17 protein-coding genes and 1 tRNA gene are annotated in these 16608 nt (G+C 69.5%); 8 read left to right on the top strand and 10 right to left on the bottom strand.

Annotated elements, in window-relative coordinates; all coding sequences use genetic code 11:
• The first annotated feature begins 62 nt into the window (after positions 1-62).
• From aat to QZ500_RS16605, 5 genes are all read left to right on the top strand, one after another.
• Positions 63-818 (top strand): leucyl/phenylalanyl-tRNA--protein transferase, encoded by a 756-nt coding sequence (aat, locus tag QZ500_RS16625; protein WP_295856710.1) that lies wholly within the window; start codon positions 63-65, stop codon positions 816-818.
• Positions 815-1582 carry an arginyltransferase gene (locus tag QZ500_RS16620; RefSeq protein ID WP_295856708.1) on the top strand — a complete coding sequence of 256 codons (768 nt, stop codon included), beginning with the start codon at positions 815-817 and terminating at the stop codon, positions 1580-1582. The genes aat and QZ500_RS16620 overlap by 4 nt, the downstream gene beginning before the upstream one ends.
• A gap of 30 nt (positions 1583-1612) precedes the next feature.
• Positions 1613-2401 carry an IclR family transcriptional regulator gene (locus QZ500_RS16615; RefSeq protein ID WP_295856705.1) on the top strand — a complete coding sequence of 263 codons (789 nt, stop codon included), beginning with the start codon at positions 1613-1615 and terminating at the stop codon, positions 2399-2401.
• A gap of 70 nt (positions 2402-2471) precedes the next feature.
• Positions 2472-3395, top strand: coding sequence for a hypothetical protein (locus QZ500_RS16610; RefSeq protein ID WP_295856704.1), 924 nt, complete (start codon positions 2472-2474; stop codon positions 3393-3395).
• Between the two features lie 113 nt (positions 3396-3508).
• Positions 3509-5113 (top strand): methyl-accepting chemotaxis protein, encoded by a 1605-nt coding sequence (locus QZ500_RS16605; RefSeq protein WP_295856702.1) that lies wholly within the window; start codon positions 3509-3511, stop codon positions 5111-5113.
• 21 nt (positions 5114-5134) lie between these two features.
• Here the strand turns inward: QZ500_RS16605 and QZ500_RS16600 are convergent, their stop codons facing one another.
• The 4 genes from QZ500_RS16600 to QZ500_RS16585 all read right to left on the bottom strand — a co-directional run bounded on the left by QZ500_RS16600 (position 5135) and on the right by QZ500_RS16585 (position 9699).
• Positions 5135-6394, bottom strand: a complete 1260-nt coding sequence (locus tag QZ500_RS16600) for a cation:proton antiporter (RefSeq protein WP_295856700.1) — start codon at positions 6392-6394, stop codon at positions 5135-5137.
• Between the two features lie 157 nt (positions 6395-6551).
• Positions 6552-8063: a tripartite tricarboxylate transporter permease gene (locus tag QZ500_RS16595; protein ID WP_295856699.1), complete on the bottom strand. Its 1512-nt coding sequence runs from the start codon at positions 8061-8063 to the stop codon at positions 6552-6554.
• 16 nt (positions 8064-8079) lie between these two features.
• A complete protein-coding gene (locus tag QZ500_RS16590; protein ID WP_295856697.1) occupies positions 8080-8628 on the bottom strand; it encodes a tripartite tricarboxylate transporter TctB family protein in 549 nt (182 codons plus the stop codon).
• Between the two features lie 111 nt (positions 8629-8739).
• Positions 8740-9699: a tripartite tricarboxylate transporter substrate-binding protein gene (locus QZ500_RS16585; protein ID WP_295856694.1), complete on the bottom strand. Its 960-nt coding sequence runs from the start codon at positions 9697-9699 to the stop codon at positions 8740-8742.
• 142 nt (positions 9700-9841) lie between these two features.
• On the opposite strand from QZ500_RS16585, the gene QZ500_RS16580 reads away from it, so the two are divergent.
• Genes QZ500_RS16580 through QZ500_RS16570 form a run of 3 tightly spaced genes read left to right on the top strand, consistent with a single transcriptional unit; the run spans position 9842 to position 12419 of the window.
• Complete coding sequence (locus QZ500_RS16580) at positions 9842-10555, top strand: response regulator transcription factor (RefSeq protein WP_295856693.1); 714 nt, start codon at positions 9842-9844, stop codon at positions 10553-10555.
• Positions 10555-11994 (top strand): sensor histidine kinase, encoded by a 1440-nt coding sequence (locus tag QZ500_RS16575; RefSeq protein WP_295856691.1) that lies wholly within the window; start codon positions 10555-10557, stop codon positions 11992-11994. Before QZ500_RS16580 ends, QZ500_RS16575 begins: the two co-directional genes overlap by 1 nt.
• Positions 11991-12419, top strand: a complete 429-nt coding sequence (locus QZ500_RS16570; RefSeq protein WP_295856689.1) for a S4 domain-containing protein — start codon at positions 11991-11993, stop codon at positions 12417-12419. The genes QZ500_RS16575 and QZ500_RS16570 overlap by 4 nt, the downstream gene beginning before the upstream one ends.
• Before the next feature lie 52 nt (positions 12420-12471).
• Here the strand turns inward: QZ500_RS16570 and QZ500_RS16565 are convergent, their stop codons facing one another.
• The 6 genes from QZ500_RS16565 to tolB all read right to left on the bottom strand — a co-directional run bounded on the left by QZ500_RS16565 (position 12472) and on the right by tolB (position 16603).
• Positions 12472-12750 carry a hypothetical protein gene (locus tag QZ500_RS16565; RefSeq protein ID WP_295856687.1) on the bottom strand — a complete coding sequence of 93 codons (279 nt, stop codon included), beginning with the start codon at positions 12748-12750 and terminating at the stop codon, positions 12472-12474.
• A gap of 257 nt (positions 12751-13007) precedes the next feature.
• Positions 13008-13083, bottom strand: a tRNA-Lys gene (locus tag QZ500_RS16560).
• A gap of 36 nt (positions 13084-13119) precedes the next feature.
• Positions 13120-13944, bottom strand: a complete 825-nt coding sequence (locus QZ500_RS16555) for a tRNA threonylcarbamoyladenosine dehydratase (protein ID WP_295856742.1) — start codon at positions 13942-13944, stop codon at positions 13120-13122.
• A gap of 5 nt (positions 13945-13949) precedes the next feature.
• Positions 13950-14732 (bottom strand): tol-pal system protein YbgF, encoded by a 783-nt coding sequence (gene ybgF / locus QZ500_RS16550; protein ID WP_295856685.1) that lies wholly within the window; start codon positions 14730-14732, stop codon positions 13950-13952.
• Positions 14729-15265, bottom strand: coding sequence for a peptidoglycan-associated lipoprotein Pal (gene pal, locus QZ500_RS16545; RefSeq protein ID WP_295856683.1), 537 nt, complete (start codon positions 15263-15265; stop codon positions 14729-14731). The genes ybgF and pal overlap by 4 nt, the downstream gene beginning before the upstream one ends.
• Positions 15266-15304: 39 nt before the next feature.
• On the bottom strand, positions 15305-16603 hold the full coding sequence (gene tolB / locus QZ500_RS16540; RefSeq protein WP_366763407.1) for a Tol-Pal system beta propeller repeat protein TolB: 1299 nt from the start codon (positions 16601-16603) through the stop codon (positions 15305-15307).
• Positions 16604-16608 lie beyond the last annotated feature (5 nt).

Below are 16608 nucleotides of genomic sequence, written 5' to 3'. Positions count from 1 at the left end.
CCAAGGCGCCGGGCTTTTTCTTTGGGCATGATCCGCATCGGCCGCCGGCCTGGAACCGCACGATGACGCAACCCCTGACCTGGCTGGAGCCGGGCGATCCGTTTCCCGATCCGCAGCGCGCCTGGGGCGCGGACGATCCGGCGCCCGGCCTGCTCGCCGCGGGCGGCGCGCTGGATGTGCCGCATTTGCTGCGTGCCTACCGCGCCGGCATCTTCCCGTGGTTCAGCGCCGGCCAGCCGATCCTGTGGTGGAGCACCGATCCGCGCATGGTGCTCGAACCGGAGGCATTCCGGCTGCACCGGTCCCTGCGCCGCACGCTGCAGGCGTTTCGCGCCAGCGCCGGTTGCGAGATCCGGATCGACCACGATTTCCGCAGCGTCATCCAGGCCTGCGCTGGCGCGCCGCGCGAGGGCCAGGCCGGCACCTGGATCCTGCCGCGCATAGTGGATGCGTACTGCGACCTGCATGCCGCGGGCCATGCGCACAGTGTCGAGACCTGGATCGACGGCACGCTCGCCGGCGGGCTGTACTGCGTCGCGATCGGCCGGGCGGTGTTCGGCGAATCGATGTTCGCGCGCAGGAACGACGCGTCGAAGATCGCGCTGGCGGCGCTGGTGGCGTTCTGCCGCACCCACGGCATCGGCACGATCGACTGCCAGCAGAACACCCGCCATCTGGCATCGTTCGGCGCCCGGGAAATGCCCCGGCAGACGTTCCTGGACCGGGTGCGGACGGCCTGTGACGAAGCGCCACCCGACTGGCGATTCGCACCCGTATACTGGAACGCGCTCCTCAGCTCCCGCCCGACCGCCGCGTGACGCATCTCAAGGACCTTCCCCTCCACGCTCTGCAGTTCTATGCGACGGCGCCCTACCCCTGCAGCTATCTGCCGGACCGGCAGGCCCGGTCGCAGGTCGCGACGCCCGGCCACCTGATCCACAGCGATGTCTACAGCGAGCTCATCGCCAAGGGGTTCCGCCGCAGCGGCATGTTCACCTACCGGCCGTACTGCGACGGCTGCCAGGCCTGTCAGCCGCTGCGGGTGCGGGTCGCGGACTACCGTCCCGACCGCAGCCAGCGTCGGGCCCAGGCGCGCTACGCCGATCTGCAGGTCCGGGTGCTGAAGCTCTGCTTCGTGCCCGAGCACTACCAGCTCTACCTGCGCTACCAGAACGGCCGCCATGCGGGCGGCGGCATGGACCACGACAGCATCGACCAGTACACCCAGTTCCTGCTGCAGAGCCGGGTCAATTCGCGGCTGGTGGAGTTCCGCGATCCGCCGACGCCCGACCAGCCGACCGGCACGCTGCGGATGGTGTCGATCCTCGACGTGGTGGATGACGGGTTGTCGGCCGTCTACACCTTCTACGATCCGGACCCGGCCGCCAGCTACGGCACCTACGGCGTGGTGTGGCAGATCGGCCAGGCGCGGCAGCTGAGGCTGCCCTATGTCTATCTGGGCTACTGGATCGCCGAGAGCCCCAAGATGCGCTACAAGACCCGGTTTCGTCCTTACGAACTGCTGGCCGACGGCGTCTGGACCCACGGCGACTGCACTGAGACGAAAACGGATTTCACTTAGTAAAATCATGGAACCAACACGGACGGTTCCATGAGAAAAAAAGACACAACGGTTCCGGCGACACCCAGCGTGCAGGTCATCGAGCGCATGTTTGCGCTGATCGACGTGCTGGCGTCGCGCGAAGAAGCGATCTCGCTGAAGGAAATCAGCGAGCGTACCCAACTCCACCCTTCCACGGCGCACCGCATCCTGAACGACCTCGCGTCGGGTCGCTTCGTCGACCGACCGGAAGCCGGCAGCTACCGGCTCGGCATGCGCCTGCTCGAACTGGGCAACCTGGTCAAGGCCCGCCTCAGCGTGCGCGACGCGGCTCTGACGCCGATGCGGGAACTGCACAAGCTGATCCAGCAGCCGGTCAACCTAAGCGTGCGCCAAGGCGACGAGATCGTCTACGTCGAGCGCGCCTACAGCGAACGGTCCGGCATGCAGGTCGTGCGGGCGATCGGCGGACGCGCACCGCTGCACCTGACCTCGGTCGGCAAGCTGTTCCTCGCCGCCGACGACGCCCAGCGGGTGCGCGCCTACGCGACCCGGACCGGGCTGGCCGGCCACACCCACAACAGCATCACGCAGCTGCCGGTGCTGGAGCGCGAGCTCTCGCGGGCCCGCCAGTACGGCACCGCCCGCGACAACGAGGAGCTCGAACTTGGGGTGCGCTGCATCGCTGCCGGCATTTACGACGACCAGGAAAAACTCGTCGCGGGCTTGTCGATCTCGGCGCCTGCCGACCGCCTGGACGAGGGCTGGATGCAGAAGCTCGAGGCCACGGCGCGCGAGATTTCGGCCGCGCTCGGCTGCCGGCGGGCCGAGACGGTCTGACGCATGCCCCGGCGGCGGGGCGGTTACAGAAGGTCGATTCCTGGTCCTGCACGGCGCCTAGCATGGCCCCATGCCGAGCACACTCCGCCTCCCTACCCAATTCGTTGCCGTCCTGCTCCCTTGGCGCACTGCCGGTGCGGTGGTCATCGCCGGCTGTGCCGCTGTCGGCGCGGTGGCGCAGTCCGAAACCTCGGCCGAGGCGCTGCGGGCGCGCCATGCCGAACTGGCGCCGCAACTGGCCCGCAACGTCTTCAACCGCCCGCTGGTCCTCGAATCGACTGAGGACGCCAACCAGCTGAGCGGCAACATCTACGCGGTGATCGAGCGCCCGTTCGCGCAGGTCAGCACGTCGCTTCGTCAGCCCGCGAACTGGTGCGAGGTGCTGATGCTGCATCTCAACACCAAGCACTGTGCGGTGGAGACCGGGACGGCGGGCACGGTGCTCGCCGTCAACGTCGGCCGCAAGTTCGACCAGCCGCTCGACAAGACCCAGAAGGTTGCGTTCGCGTACGCGGTGCCGTCCGCCGGCGACCAGTTCCTCGACGTGCGGCTGCGGGCCGACAAGGGGCCGCTGTCGACCCGCGACTACCGGATCGGCTTCGTCGCCACCCCGCTCGGCAGCGGCAAGACTTTCCTGCACCTGCGTTATGCCTATGCCTACGGCACGGCGGCCCGGCTGGCGATGCAGGGTTATCTGGCAACCCTCGGCAGCGACAAGGTCGGCTTCACCCCGACCCGGTCGGCCGACGGCGCGACGCAGGGCCTGATCGGCGGAGTGCGCGGCGTGGTGGAGCGCAACACCATGCGCTACTACCTGGCGATCGACGCATTCCTCGCGTCCCTGTCCCGCCCGGCCGGCGAACAGCGCGACTACCGCACGGCCGCCTGGTTCGACGCGACCGAACAGTACGCGACGCAGTTGCACGAAGTCAGCCGTGCCGACTATCTGGCGATGAAGACAAGCGAGTTCCAGCGGATGGAGTCGCTGCGTTGACAGCACCTTCGGGTAAACGCTGAGGACTCCGGCCGCCACCGCGCGCGAATCGAAGTCAGTGGGCGCTATAGTTCCTGTTTTACATCTCGATGCAACTACAGGAAGGCTCGCCCGTGTCCCTCGACAACCTCAAGATCGGCACCCGACTCGGCATCGGCTATGGCGTGGTGCTGCTGCTGATGGCGGCGCTGATCGTGCTGGCGCTGCTGCATCTCAACCGGGTGGGCTCGGTCGCGGGCGCAGTGGTGGAGACCGACTGGGTCGAGGCCGACGCCGCCAGCCGGCTGACGATGTCGAGCCAGAGCGCTGCCCGCGACACCTTCGAGATGCTAGCGCTGTCCGAGCCGGAGCGCATGCCGGCCCTGCGCCAGAAGCTCGATGCCGACCGCAAGGCCGCCGCCGCGGCGCAGGCGCGCCTCGAAGCGTCGGCCCCCGACGCGCAGACCCGTGAGTTGCTGGCCACGACCAGCCGGGCGACCGCCGCCTTCAATACCGCGCTGGACCGCACCCTGGCCCAGGCGGCCGACCGCGACGCCGCGCTCAAAACCGTCGGCACCGACCTGCTGCCGGCGCTCGACCAGTTGACCGCCGCGACCGGCAACCTGGCCACAGTGCAGCGCCGCCGGGTCGAGGAAGGCAACGCGGTCGCGCAATCCGACATCGGTTCCGCCCGCTGGCAGCTCGTGCTGCTGGGTCTGGCCGCGCTGGTGATCAGCATCTTCTCGTCGATCGGGTTGATCCGCAGCGTGACGGTGCCGCTCAACGAAGCGATCTACATCGCCGAGACGGTCGCGTCGGGCGACCTGAGCAAGGAATTCAGCACCGAGCGCGGCGGCGATTTCGGCCGCCTGCTGCACGGCATGGGCACGATGGAAGACACGCTGACCGACCTGGTGTCTCGTATCAAGGACGCGACCGATTCGATCGCGGTCGCGTCGCGCCAGATCGACGCCGGCAACACCGACCTGTCGCAGCGCACCGAAGAACAGGCCTCCTCGCTCGAACAGACCGCCTCCAGCATGGAGCAGCTGACCGCCACCGTGCGCCAGAACGCCGAGCGCGCCCGCTCCGCCAGCAGCCTCGCCGTCAACGCGTCGGGCATCGCCGAACGCGGCGGTCACGTCGTCGGTCAGGTCGTCGAGACGATGGACTCGATCAGCGCCAGCTCCAAGAAGATCGTGGACATCATCCAGGTGATCGAAGGCATCGCCTTCCAGACCAACATCCTGGCGCTCAACGCGGCCGTGGAGGCGGCGCGGGCCGGCGAGCAGGGCCGCGGCTTCGCGGTCGTGGCGAGCGAAGTGCGCAGCCTGGCGCAGCGCAGCGCGGTCGCGGCCAAGGAGATCAAGGGCCTGATCGTGGATTCGGTGGAGCATGTGGACGGCGGCTCCAAGCTGGTCGGCCAGGCCGGCAGCACGATGCGCGACATCGTCAACGCAGTGAAGGAGGTGACCGGCATCCTGGGCGAGATCTCGTCGGCGCTGGCCGAACAGAGCGCCGGTATCGAGCATGTGAACCAGGCCGTCGCGCAGATGGACTCGGTGACGCAGCAGAACGCCGCGCTGGTGGAACAGGCCGCCGCGGCCGCCACCTCGCTGTCGGAACAGGCCAGCCAGCTGCAGAAGGCGGTCGGCGAATTCAAGCTGGACGACGACGACGCGCCGTCCGTCGTGACGGCACTCGGCGGCGGCAGCGGCCTGCGCGCCCTGCCCGCCTGACGGCAGGCGCCGGTCGGCGCCTCAGCCCGCCAGCTGCGCGGCGCCCGATTCCGCGGTGCGCCGACGCATTACCCAGTTGAACAGCGGCGTGGCCATCACCGTCGTCACGATGGCCATCAGCACCAGGATCGAGAACAGCCCCGGCTCGATCACCCCGGCCTGCAGGCCGATGTTGATGATGATCAGCTCCATCAGCCCGCGGGCGTTCATCAGCGCGCCGATCGCCATCGCGTCGCGCGCATTCTCGCCGGTGGCCCGCGCCGCGGCCCAGCAGGCGATGCCCTTGCCGAAGAAGGAAGCCGCCAGGATCGCGACCGTCGCGAGCAGCAGGCCGGGCGAGAACAGCAGCGACAACCGGGTGTTCAGGCCCGAATAGGTGAAGAACACCGGCAGCAGGAACAGCACCACCAGCGGCTGCAGCTGTTCGCGCAGCTTCTCGGTCAGTGCGCCCCGGGGCAGCACCGCACCGAGCAGGAAACCGCCGAAGACCGCATGGATGCCGATCGCATCCATCGCGAACGCCGCCAGGCAGAACAGCGCCAGTACCGTGCCGAGCACCGCCGGCGGCAGCGGTGTGTCCCTGCGCACCTCGTCACCCAGGCGGCGCAGCAGCTTCGCGCCGACGAACACCATGAACAGCGCATACGCCACGCCGCCGCCGATCGCAGCCCAGGCGCCGCCCCATTGGCCCGAAAAGCTCGCCAGGACGATCGCCAGGATGCACCAGGCCGCCGCATCGTCCACCGCGCCGGCGGTCAGCGCCAGCGTGCCGAGCGGCGTGCCGGTGAGGCGGCGCTCGTAGATGATCCGGGCGAGCATCGGAAAAGCGGTGATCGCGATCGCAGCACCCAGGAACAGCGCGGCCTCCAGCGGACGTGCCTTCTCGGCGAACAGGCCGGGCACCGTCTGCAGCCAGGGGGCCAGGGCGAAGGCCAGCACGAACGGCACCAGGATGCCGGCCGCGGACACCGACGCCGCGCTGCGGATCCGGCTGCGGAAGTGGTCGCCCCGGAACTCGGTGCCGACCAGGAACATGTAGAGGCCGACGCCGAGCTGGCCCACCACGTACAGCGTGCCCTGCGTCTCCTTCGGGAACAGCATGCGCTGCCATTCGGGCGCGAGCAGGCCGAACAGCGACGGCCCGAGCAGCACGCCGGCGATCATCTCGCCGACCACCTGCGGCTGGCCGAGCCGCTGAGCCAGCCGGCCGACGAGACGGCAGGCCAGCAGGATGACGGCAGCCTGGAGGAAGAAGTGGACGGACAGCTGGGAGATGGGCATGCGCGGATCGCCGGAATGCATGGCGGGATGCCGTGCCGCGGCGGATTATCCCTGCCCGCCCTGTCCGGTCCTGTACTCCTGAAATGAGAGCACCCCGCGCAGACCAAGCCTGCGCGGGGTGCCGATTTACTTCCGAAAAGTCGAAGGTGCCGCGGCGTCAGGCCGCCTGCAGCCGCTCCCGACGGCGGCCCATCGCCTTGGCGACGCGCGGCAGGATCAGCACCGCCAGCACGATCACGATCAGCGCGATCGACATCGGCCGCTGGAAGAACACGGCCGGGCTGCCCTCGCCAATCGACATCGCGTTGCGCAGCTGCGCTTCGGCGAGCGGGCCGAGGATCATGCCGACCACCACCGGTGCGGTCGGGAAGTCGAAGCGCCGCATCACCACGCCCAGCACGCCGATGGCGTACAGCAGGAACAGGTCGAAGGCGCTCTGGCGCATGCCGTAGGCACCGACGGTCGCGAAGATCAGGATGCCGGCGTAGAGCTGCGGCTTCGGGATCTTCAGCAGCTTCACCCACAGGCCCACCAGCGGCAGGTTCAGCACCAGCAGCATCACGTTGCCGATGTAGAGCGAGGCGATCAGCGCCCAGACCAGGGTGGCCGAGGTGGTGAACAGCTGCGGGCCGGGCTGGATGCCATAGTTCTGGAATGCGCCGAGCAGGATCGCGGTGGTGTTCGAGGTCGGGATGCCCAGCGTCAGCAGCGGGATCAGCGCGGCAGTCACCGTCGCGTTGTTGGCCGCCTCCGGGCCGGCCACACCTTCGATCGCGCCCTTGCCGCCGAACTCGGCCTTGTCGGTGTCCTTCGCCAGCTTCTTCTCGGTGGCGTAGCTCAGGAAGGTCGGGATCTCGGTGCCGCCGGCCGGGATGCAGCCGAAGGGCGTGCCGATCGCGGTGCCGCGCAGCCATGCCGGGATCGACCGCTTCCAGTCGCGTGCCGTCATGTGGACGCGGCTCATCTTGTTCTGGCCCTCGACCACCCGGCCTTCGTAGAGCGCGGCGTACAGCACCTCGGCCACTGCGAACAAGCCGACCGCGACCAGCACGATCTCGATGCCGTCGAGCAGTTCCGGGATGCCGCCGGTGTAGCGGCCCTGGCCCGAAATCTGGTCCAGGCCGATGCAGCCGGCCGCCAGGCCGATCAGCAGCGCGGTCATCCCGCGCAGCGTGCTCTGGCCGAGCACCGCGCTCACCGTGGTGAAGGCCAGCACCATCAGCAGGAAGTATTCCGGCGGGCCGAGCTTGACGGCGAATTCGGCGACGTAGGGCGCGAACAGCGTCACCACGACGGTGGCGATGGTGCCCGCCACGAAGGAGCCGATGGCGGCCGTCGCCAGCGCGGCGCCCGCCCGGCCGCTCTTGGCCATCTTGTTGCCCTCCATCGCGGTCACCATGCTGGCGGTCTCGCCGGGCGTGTTGAGCAGGATCGAGGTGGTCGAGCCGCCGTACATCGCGCCGTAGTAGATGCCGGCGAAGAAGATCATCGAGGCGGTGACCTCGACCTTCGCGGTGATCGGCAGCAGCATCGCCACCGCGACGGCCGGACCGATGCCCGGCAGCACGCCGATGGCGGTGCCGAGCGCGCAGCCGACCAGCGCCCAGAGCAGGTTGGCGGGCGTGATCGCGGTCGCGAAGCCCTGGAGCAGTGCGTTCAGGATATCCATGGTCGAGCGTCCTTCCTCAGAGCCAGCCGGTGGCGGTCAGGCCCGGCAGGTTGATCGCCAGGAACTGCGTGAACATCCAGAACACCGGCGCCGAGATCAGCAGGCCGGTGACCAGGTCGATGGCCCAGATGCGCGGCGCGCCGGCCGCCTGGCCGGTGGAGCGGCGCAGGCCCTGCACCGCCAGCACGTAGCAGAGCGTGCAGCTCAGGATGAAGCCGATGTACGTGATGACGGAGGCGTTGAGCAGCAGCCCGGCCGACACCCAGACGAAGGCCGGCACGTCGGCATGCGCCGCGCCGGACGGCTCGCCCATCTGGCGAAAGCCGCCGCTCGCGACCTCCCACAGGATCCAGGCGCCGCAGACGATCAGGCCGACCGCCGACATCCACGGGAAGAAGTTGGGGCCGACGCCGCCGTAGCCGGCTTCGGACGAGATGCCGGTGGCGCCCCAGGCGAGTGCGAGGCCGACGAGCAGGACGCCCACGCCGACCAGCGTCTGGGGCCAGCGGGGGGTGGGACCGGAGGGTGCGGCGTCGGGCGCCGGTGGGGTTGCGGCTGTGGTCATGGTGCGGGGCCGTCGTGGGGTGGGGAATGCGGGGCGTAAAAACAGGCACGGCGCGGGGCGCGGCGTGCCTGGGCAGGATGCGAGGGCCGGCCGCCGGGGCGGCCGCGGCGCTCAGACCATGCCGGACTTCGACATCGTGGCGCGCAGGCTCGCGAACTCGTCGTCCACGAACTTGTCGAACGCGGGGCCGGACAGCACCGCAGGCGTCCAGTCGTTCTTCTTGACCGCCTCGGCCCAGGCCGGGGTCTTGAGCGCGGCGAGCACCATGTCGGTCAGTGCCTTGCGCTGCGCCTCGGTGATGCCGGGCGCGCCGTACACGCCGCGCCAGTTGCCGATCTCCACGTCGATGCCCTGCTCCTTGAGCGTCGGCACGTTGATGCCGGGCAGGCGCTGCGCCGAGGTGACCGCGATCGCGCGCATCTTGCCGGCGGCGATGTATTCGGCGAACTCGCTGTAGCCGCTGCCGCCCACCGTGACGTTGCCGCCCAGGATGGCCGCGGTGGCCTCGCCGCCGCCCCGGAAGGCGACGTAGTTGATCTTCGACGGATCGGCGCCGACCTTCTGCGCGATCATGGCCGCGGCGATGTGCTCGGTGGAACCGCGCGAACCGCCGCCCCACTTCACGCTTCCCGGGTCCTTCTTCAACTGGGCGACCACGTCGGCCATCGTCTTGAAAGGCGAGTTGGCCGGCAGCACGAACACGTTGTATTCGATGGTGATGCGGGCGATCGGCGTAGCCTTGTCGAGGCTGACCGGCGGCTTGCCGGTGATGATGCCGCCGAGCATCACCGCGCCCATCACCATCAGCGCGTTCGGGTCGCCCTTGGAGCCGTTGACGAACTGGGCCAGGCCCAGCGCGCCGGCGGCGCCGCCCTTGTTGTCGTAGGTGACCGTGTCGGCGACCTTGGCGTCCTGCAGCGCCTTGCCCAGCGCGCGGCCGGTGGTGTCCCAGCCGCCGCCCGGGTTGGCGGGGATCATCATCTTGACGTTGGCCGCGGCATGCGCGGTCAGCGGCAGGGCGCCGGCAGCGGCCAGGGCGGCGAAGGATTTGAGGAAGGTGTCGCGGCGCATGCGTGTCTCCTGTGTAGGGGTTCTCGGTTCGGGTCGCGGCGATGATGCGCCGCCCGCCTGTCAAACGGCTGTCCGGCGCCCTAGGGAAATCCCGTAACCGGTGCACCACGCCCCGGCGCGGTGCAGTCGGGCCGCGGTGCTAATGTCGGCGCCCATGAAGCTCCTGCTCGTCGAGGACGACACCGTCCTGCGCACCACCCTGCAACGGTCGCTGACCCGTCGTGGCATCGAGGTCGCCGCGGTCGGCGACGGCCGGGAGGCGCTGTCGCACTGGGCCGACGCCGCCGGCGGCCCGCCCGACGTGGTGGTACTCGACCTGACGCTGCCCGGCCTCGACGGGCTGGAGGTGCTGGCCGCTGCCCGCAGACGCGGCCTGAAGACGCCGGTGCTGCTGCTGACCGCGCGCGGCACGGTCGGGGACCGGGTGCTCGGCCTGAACGCCGGCGCCGACGACTACCTGCCCAAACCGTTCGACCTCGACGAACTGGAAGCCCGACTGCGCGCGCTGGGACGACGCTCCGCGGCCGAACGGCCGGTGTCCAGCACCGAAAACGACCCTGGCGCCCTGCAGGCGGGCGCATTGCGCTATGAAAAGCATAGCGGCGCCATCTACTGCCGCGGCGAAGTGATGGAACTGACGCCACGCGAACTCGCGCTGCTCAAGGCCCTGATGGCGCAGCCAGGCCATGCGGTCGCCAAGGAGCGGCTGTTCGAGCTCGTCTTTCCCGGCGAGGCCGAGGTGCAGTACGAGGCGATCGAGGTAGTCGTCTACCGCCTGCGCAAGAAGCTGGCAGGCACCGGCACCGCGCTGATGACGCTGCGAGGCCTGGGCTACCTGCTGAAGGCCGACAGCTGATGGCGCGCAAGCCGCGCTCGCTGCGCCGGCGGCTGCTGCTCGGCATCCTGCTGCCAGTGATCGCACTGGTCGCCTTCAATACCGTCACGCTCTACCAGCAGGCGCTGGCTGCGGTCAGCACCGCCTACGACCGCACGCTGCTGGCCTCGGCCAAGTCGATCAGCGAGCAGCTCGACGTGACGGGCGTGGGCGACGCAGCGCGGCTGCGCGCCATCGTGCCCTACTCGGCGCTCGAGATCTTCGAGGCGGACAATCAGAGCCGCATGTTCTACCGGGTGTCCGACGAGGGTGGGCGCCTGGTGTCGGGCTTCGAGGAACTGCCGTTCTGGCGCGGCCACATCCCGCTGCGGCCGCCGTATGCGGCGCTGGTCGATTTTTACGACGACCGCTTCCGCGGCCGCGACGTACGGGTAGCCGTCCTTCTTCAGCCGGTGGCGAGCGCCGAAGGCCGCACGATGGCGGTGATCCAGGTCGCCGAAACGCTGGAACTGCGAGAAGGCCTGGCGCGGCAGGTGCTGGTGGAAACACTGACCGGCCAAGCCGGCCTGGTGCTGGTGATCGCCTTCGTCGTGGTGCTGGTGGTGCAGCGCGCCACCCGCCCGGTCCGCCAGCTGAGCGCCGGCCTCGGGGCCCGCACCGAGGGCGACCTGAGCCCGATTGCCGCCCCGGGTGCCCCGCGCGAACTGCTACCGCTGGTCGATGCGACCAACCAGGTGATGCAGCGCCTGCGCCACCAGCTCGACCACCAGAAGCGCTTCGTGCGCGACGCCGCCCACCAGCTGCGCACGCCGCTGGCGGTGCTGAAGGTGCAGACCCAGTCGGCGATGCGCGGCGACCTGCCGGCCGACCAGGCGCTCGCCGAGATCGACACCACGGTGGACCGGGCGACCGCGCTGGCCAACCAGATGCTGTCGCTCGCCAAGGTCGAGCAGCTGCGCCAGGAGGATGCTCCGCCGCGCGACCTGTCGGCGGTGCTGCGCGAAGTGGCGCTCGACGTGTCGCCCTTGATCGCGGACAAGGACCTCGACTTTTCGCTGGCGACCGTGCCCGGCTGGGTGCGGGCGCACGACTGGATGCTGCGGGAGCTGTCGCGCAACCTGTTGCACAACGCGATCCGCCACAGCCCGCACGGCGCACCGCTCGCGCTGCGGGTGGAGATCGAGGACGGCAGCGTCCGCATGACGGTCGCCGACGCCGGTCCCGGCATTCCCGACAGCCTGCGCGAGCGGCTGTTCCAGCCCTTCTCCACCGGCGGCATGCCCGGCGGATCGGGCCTGGGCCTCGCGATCTGCCGCGAGATCGTGCAGGCGCTCGGCGGCAGCATCGCGCTCGTCAACCGGGCCGAAGGCGGACTCGATGCCGTGGTCCGGCTGCCCGGTATCGGCGCGCCTTCGGCCGACAGCAGTGCGTCGGCAGCCCGCGGCACAATCTCCCCATGATCGCGCCCGATACCCTGCGCCTGGACAAGTGGCTGTGGAGCGCCCGGTTCTACAAGACCCGCGCGCTCGCCGTGGAGGAGATCGGCCGCGGCCGCGTCGAGGTGAACGGCCAGAGCGCCAAGCCCTCGCGCGAACTGAAGCCCGGCGACACGGTGCTGCTGCGCCAGGGCCCGGTGCCGCGCACGGTGGTGGTCCGCGGCCTGAGCAAGCTGCGTGGTCCGGCGCCCGTCGCCCAGCAGCTTTACGAGGAAACCGCGGAGAGCGTCGCCGCCCGCGAGCGCTTCGCCGAACAGATGCGGCTGGCGCCGGAGCCCGCCAGCAGCCTGGTCCACGGCCGGCCGACCAAGCGCGACCGGCGGGACATCGAGCGCGAAAGCGACCGGCGGGGCTGGGACGACCGCTGGAGTGCGTCGATCGACGACTGACGCCGGGCGGCGCGCCTGCCGCCAACCTTCATGGGTTGGCGCCTGCGTCCGGTCAACTGGACTTTTTCGGCGGCTCGGGTTCCGCAGGCGTGCCGATGCCGTCCGGTGCCTTGCGGGCCCGTTCGGCCTCCGTCTGCTGGATCTGCATCATTCCGGCATCCGCACCGTCTTCCGGGTGGAACGGCTTTTCGCCCACGGTGCTGTTGGACGCGGTGCCCGGCTTGGTGTTGGCATACGGCTCGCCGGGATTGGCCGAATTGGGCGAGTTCACGCCGGTACGGCCATCGGGGCTGGCGCCGGGGTCGCGGAGGGTGTCGGCGGGTCGTGTCATGGCTGCTCCTGCAACGGGTCGGAATCGATCAATTCCGATGATTGGGGCAGCCGCCTGAAGCGATGTGACAAGACGCCACGACGGGTCGTGTACGACGAAGGTTCTGCTTCGAATCGAATTCGCTCGACCCAGCGGGGTGCATACGAGAGCGACTGATATGGGACACCTCCCATATTCCGTCTCATATTCTTCAGAAAGAGAAACGCCGCAGCTACCTATTTGATAGCTGCGGCGCCAAGCCCCGTAAGGGCTGATGATGGTGGGACGTGCGGGGGTCGAACCCACGACAAACGGATTAAAAGTCCGCTGCTCTACCAACTGAGCTAACGTCCCTGCAGTCGTGCGTGAGCACGTCAGCAAAGCCTGCGATTATAGCGTGCGTTTTGCGGTGTTTCGCCCGTTGCCTGCCGCGATGCGGTCCAGGATATGGCCGGCAGCCACCATGCCGAAGGTCGCGGTCACACTGACCGCCGATCCGTAACCGTGGCAGTTCAGCGATCCGTCCCCTTCCACCGCACAGGAAGCGTCGGGGGCCGCGACCGCTTCGCGGCTGAACACGCAGTCGATGCCAATAACCTTGCCGTCGCGGGGCGCGCCGTGCTGCTTGCGCAGCCGGTAGCGCAGCTGGGCGAGCAGCGGATCGTGCGTGGTGCGCGCCAGATCGTCCAGGTCGACCTTATGCGCCCAGCGTTTGCCCCCCGCAGCCCCGACGGTGACAAACGGAAAGGCGCGGCCCTGCCGGCGTGCCCACGCGGCCATCGCGGCCTTGGCCTGGACCTGGTCGCAGGCATCCACGACGCCTTCGGCTTCCGGCGAGACGAGGGAGGCCCAGTTGTCGGGCGTCACGAAATCGTCGATGAGGTCCACCCGGCAGCCCGGGTGGATGCCTGCGATGCGCTGCTGCATCGCCAGGACCTTCGACTGGCCAAGCGTCGTGGTGGTCGCGTGGATCTGCCGGTTGACGTTCGATTCGGACACATGGTCCATGTCCACCAGCACCAACCGCCCCACCCCGCTGCGCGCCAGCGCCTCGGCAGTCCAGGAACCGACGCCGCCGATCCCGACGACGACGACGCAGGCCGCCCGGATCCGGGCGCCGCCCGCCACGCCGTAGAGCCGGTCCAGTCCGCCGAACCGGCGGGCCAGCCCGTCGTCCCCGTCAGCGTCCGTGGCCCCCGTGGCCGCGCCGGGCAGTTGCGTCACTTGAGGCGCGCCAGCCGCTCCTTGGCTGCGGATGCGGCCTCGGATTGCGGATAGGCCTTCACCAGGTCCTCGAGCGTCTTGCGCGCGGCCTTGGTGTCCTTCAATTCGGTCTGGCAGTTGGCGATCGACAGGGCCGCTTCCGGCGCACGGGCATGCTCCGGCGCCTGGCTGAGCAGCGCGCGGAAGTTGCCGATCGCCTCGCGGTAGTTGCGGTTGGCGTACTGCGCGTTGCCCAGCCAGAACAGCGCGGACGGGCCGTAGCCGCTGCGCGGATAGCGCTTGGCGAATTCGGTGAAAGCCGTCTGTGCACCGGTGAAGTTGCCCTGGCGGAAGATCGCCAGTGCCGCGTCGAAGTCGCGCTTCTCGGCCGGATCGGCGGCGAACTCGAGGCCGTCGACGGTCACCGTGGACGGCTCGATCTGCTTCAGCCGGTCGTCCACGCCCTGCGCGATGTCCTTCTGCCGCCGCTGCAGTTCGCTCACGTCGCGCAGGAGCTGTTCGTTCTGCCCGCGCAGCGCGGCCTGGTCGGAGCGCAGCGTCTCGATCTGGCTCTGCAGGGTGAGCAGGCTGCGGCGCAGCTGCTCGTTGTCTTCGCCGGAGCGGCGCAGGTCCTCGGCCAGCCGGTCGGACCGCGCGTTGCCGGCATCGATGCGCTGGCGGATCTCCAGGATCGCACGCCGCGCCTCGGCATCATCGAAAAGACCGGCCTGGGCCGGTCCTGTGGCGCCGCACAGCGCCAGCGCCGCCAGGGCGGCGGCGGTGAGCTGCTTCACGCTCATTGGCGGTAGGAGATCTCGGCGCGGCGGTTCTGCGCGTAGGCGGCTTCGTCGCTGCCGGTCGCGGCGGGCTTTTCCTTGCCGAAGCTGACCGCCTCGATCTGGCTATCGGTCACGCCGAGCAGGCCGAAGGCACGGCGTACGGCCTCGGCCCGCTTCTGGCCGAGAGCGAGGTTGTATTCGCTGCCGCCGCGGTCGTCGGTGTGGCCTTCGATCACGACACGGCGGGCACTGTTGGCACGCAGGAAGCGGGAGTGCGCTTCGATCAGCGACTGGAATTCGGGCTTGACGGTGTAGCTGTCGTAGTCGAAGTAGACGATGCGCGCCACGCCGACCGGGCCTTGCGCATCGGCAGCGGTGCGGCCCAGGTCGACCGGCGCCACGCCGCTCTGCGTGGTGCCGCCCGCGCCGGCGCCGCCCATGCCGGCAGCGGCGGTGCCGCGGTCCTGCACCGGCGGCTCGTCGAGCTTGACCGGCGAGCTGCAGCCCGCGACGAGGGCGGTGGCGGCGAGCGCCAGCGTGATCTTCTGGAACATGGTGAAAACCTCCTGATGTTGGTCTGACGTTTGAATGGTTTACGGCTGCTTCTGGAACGGACCCCAGTCGGGCTCGCGAATGTCGCCACCCTGGCCGGGCAGGCGCGCCTTGATCTTGCCGTCGAGCGTGGTCGTCATGAGGGCGTCGCGCCCCCCCTGGCGGGTCGCGTAGACGATCAGGCGGCCGTTGGGCGCGAAGCTGGGGTTCTCGTCGTTCGATGTGTCGGTGATCGCGACGCCATTGCCGCCGCCCAGCTCCATCACATGGAGCTTGAACGCGCCGCCGACCCGTGAGATGTAGGCGAGGTAGCGGCCGTCCGGGCTGAGCGTGGGCGAGATGTTGTAGCTGCCGCCGAAGGTGACGCGCTCGGCATTGCCGCCGCCGGCGGCGATGCGGTAGATCTGCGGCGCACCGCCGCGGTCACTCACGAAATAGATGCTGCGGCCGTCGGCGGAGAAGACCGGCTCGGTATCGATGCCGGCGCTCTGCATCAGCCGGCGCGGCTCGCCGCCGTTGGCGTCGATGGTGTAGAGCTGCGAGCCGCCGTCGCGGCTCAGGGTAACGGCCAGCGTGCGGCCGTCCGGCGACCATGCCGGCGCGCTGTTGCTGCCGCGGAAGTTGGCGATCAGCCGGCGGCGCCCGGTCGAGACTTCGTGCACGTAGACGACCGGCTTGCGCGATTCGAACGACACGTATGCCAGCTGCCCGCCCGACGGCGACCAGGCGGGCGAAATGATCGGTTCGGGGCTGGCCAGCGCCGCCTGGGCGTTCTCGCCGTCGGCATCGGCCACCCACAGCGTGTGGCGCGAACCGGCCTTGGTGACGTAGGCGATGCGGGTGGAGAACACGCCCTTCTCGCCGGTCAGCTTCTCGTAGATGAAATCGGCGATGCGGTGGGCCGCGAGCCGCAGGTCGCCTTGCGGCACGACGTAGCTCTGCCCGCCGAGATCCTGACCGCGGACCACGTCCCACAACCGGAAGCGCACGTCGAAGCGGCCGTCGGCCAGGCGGACGACGCTGCCGCTCGCGAGCGAATCGGCACCGCGCTGGCGCCACTGGCTCACGTCGGGTCGGCTGGTTTCGTCGAGAGACTCGGCGCCCGCATCGACATTGCGGAAACGGCCGCTGCGCTCCAGGTCGGCGCGCACGATGGCGGCGATCTTCTGTGGACTCTGGTCTTCGCCGCGGAAGGACGCGATCGCGATCGGCAGCTGGGTGACGCCGACGCCGGTGACCTCGACCCGGAACTGGGCGGGCGCCGGAACGGCGGGCAGCGCCGCCAGCGCAGTAGCGGCCAGGCGGCGGGAGACGGAAGTGGAGAGGGTGGTACGGATCAAGGAGG

Origin of the sequence: uncultured Xylophilus sp. (assembly GCA_913776965.1) — a bacterium.
In the GTDB taxonomy this organism is placed as follows: domain Bacteria; phylum Pseudomonadota; class Gammaproteobacteria; order Burkholderiales; family Burkholderiaceae_C; genus Xylophilus.
Note: the sequence above shows the minus strand (reverse complement) of the source record. Positions and strands in the feature narration are given on the sequence as shown.

Bases quoted from the DNA above. Each gene is read 5' to 3' on its own strand.
- aat (WP_295856710.1), top strand. From the start codon at position 63: ATGACGCAACCCCTGACCTGGCTGGAGCCGGGCGATCCGTTTCCCGAT.
- QZ500_RS16615 (WP_295856705.1), top strand. From the start codon at position 1,613: ATGAGAAAAAAAGACACAACGGTTCCGGCGACACCCAGCGTGCAGGTC.
- QZ500_RS16610 (WP_295856704.1), top strand. From the start codon at position 2,472: ATGCCGAGCACACTCCGCCTCCCTACCCAATTCGTTGCCGTCCTGCTC.
- QZ500_RS16600 (WP_295856700.1), bottom strand. From the start codon at position 6,394: ATGCCCATCTCCCAGCTGTCCGTCCACTTCTTCCTCCAGGCTGCCGTC.
- QZ500_RS16595 (WP_295856699.1), bottom strand. From the start codon at position 8,063: ATGGATATCCTGAACGCACTGCTCCAGGGCTTCGCGACCGCGATCACG.
- QZ500_RS16590 (WP_295856697.1), bottom strand. From the start codon at position 8,628: ATGACCACAGCCGCAACCCCACCGGCGCCCGACGCCGCACCCTCCGGT.
- QZ500_RS16585 (WP_295856694.1), bottom strand. From the start codon at position 9,699: ATGCGCCGCGACACCTTCCTCAAATCCTTCGCCGCCCTGGCCGCTGCC.
- QZ500_RS16580 (WP_295856693.1), top strand. From the start codon at position 9,842: ATGTCGGCGCCCATGAAGCTCCTGCTCGTCGAGGACGACACCGTCCTG.
- QZ500_RS16575 (WP_295856691.1), top strand. From the start codon at position 10,555: ATGGCGCGCAAGCCGCGCTCGCTGCGCCGGCGGCTGCTGCTCGGCATC.
- QZ500_RS16570 (WP_295856689.1), top strand. From the start codon at position 11,991: ATGATCGCGCCCGATACCCTGCGCCTGGACAAGTGGCTGTGGAGCGCC.
- QZ500_RS16565 (WP_295856687.1), bottom strand. From the start codon at position 12,750: ATGACACGACCCGCCGACACCCTCCGCGACCCCGGCGCCAGCCCCGAT.
- ybgF (WP_295856685.1), bottom strand. From the start codon at position 14,732: ATGAGCGTGAAGCAGCTCACCGCCGCCGCCCTGGCGGCGCTGGCGCTG.
- pal (WP_295856683.1), bottom strand. From the start codon at position 15,265: ATGTTCCAGAAGATCACGCTGGCGCTCGCCGCCACCGCCCTCGTCGCG.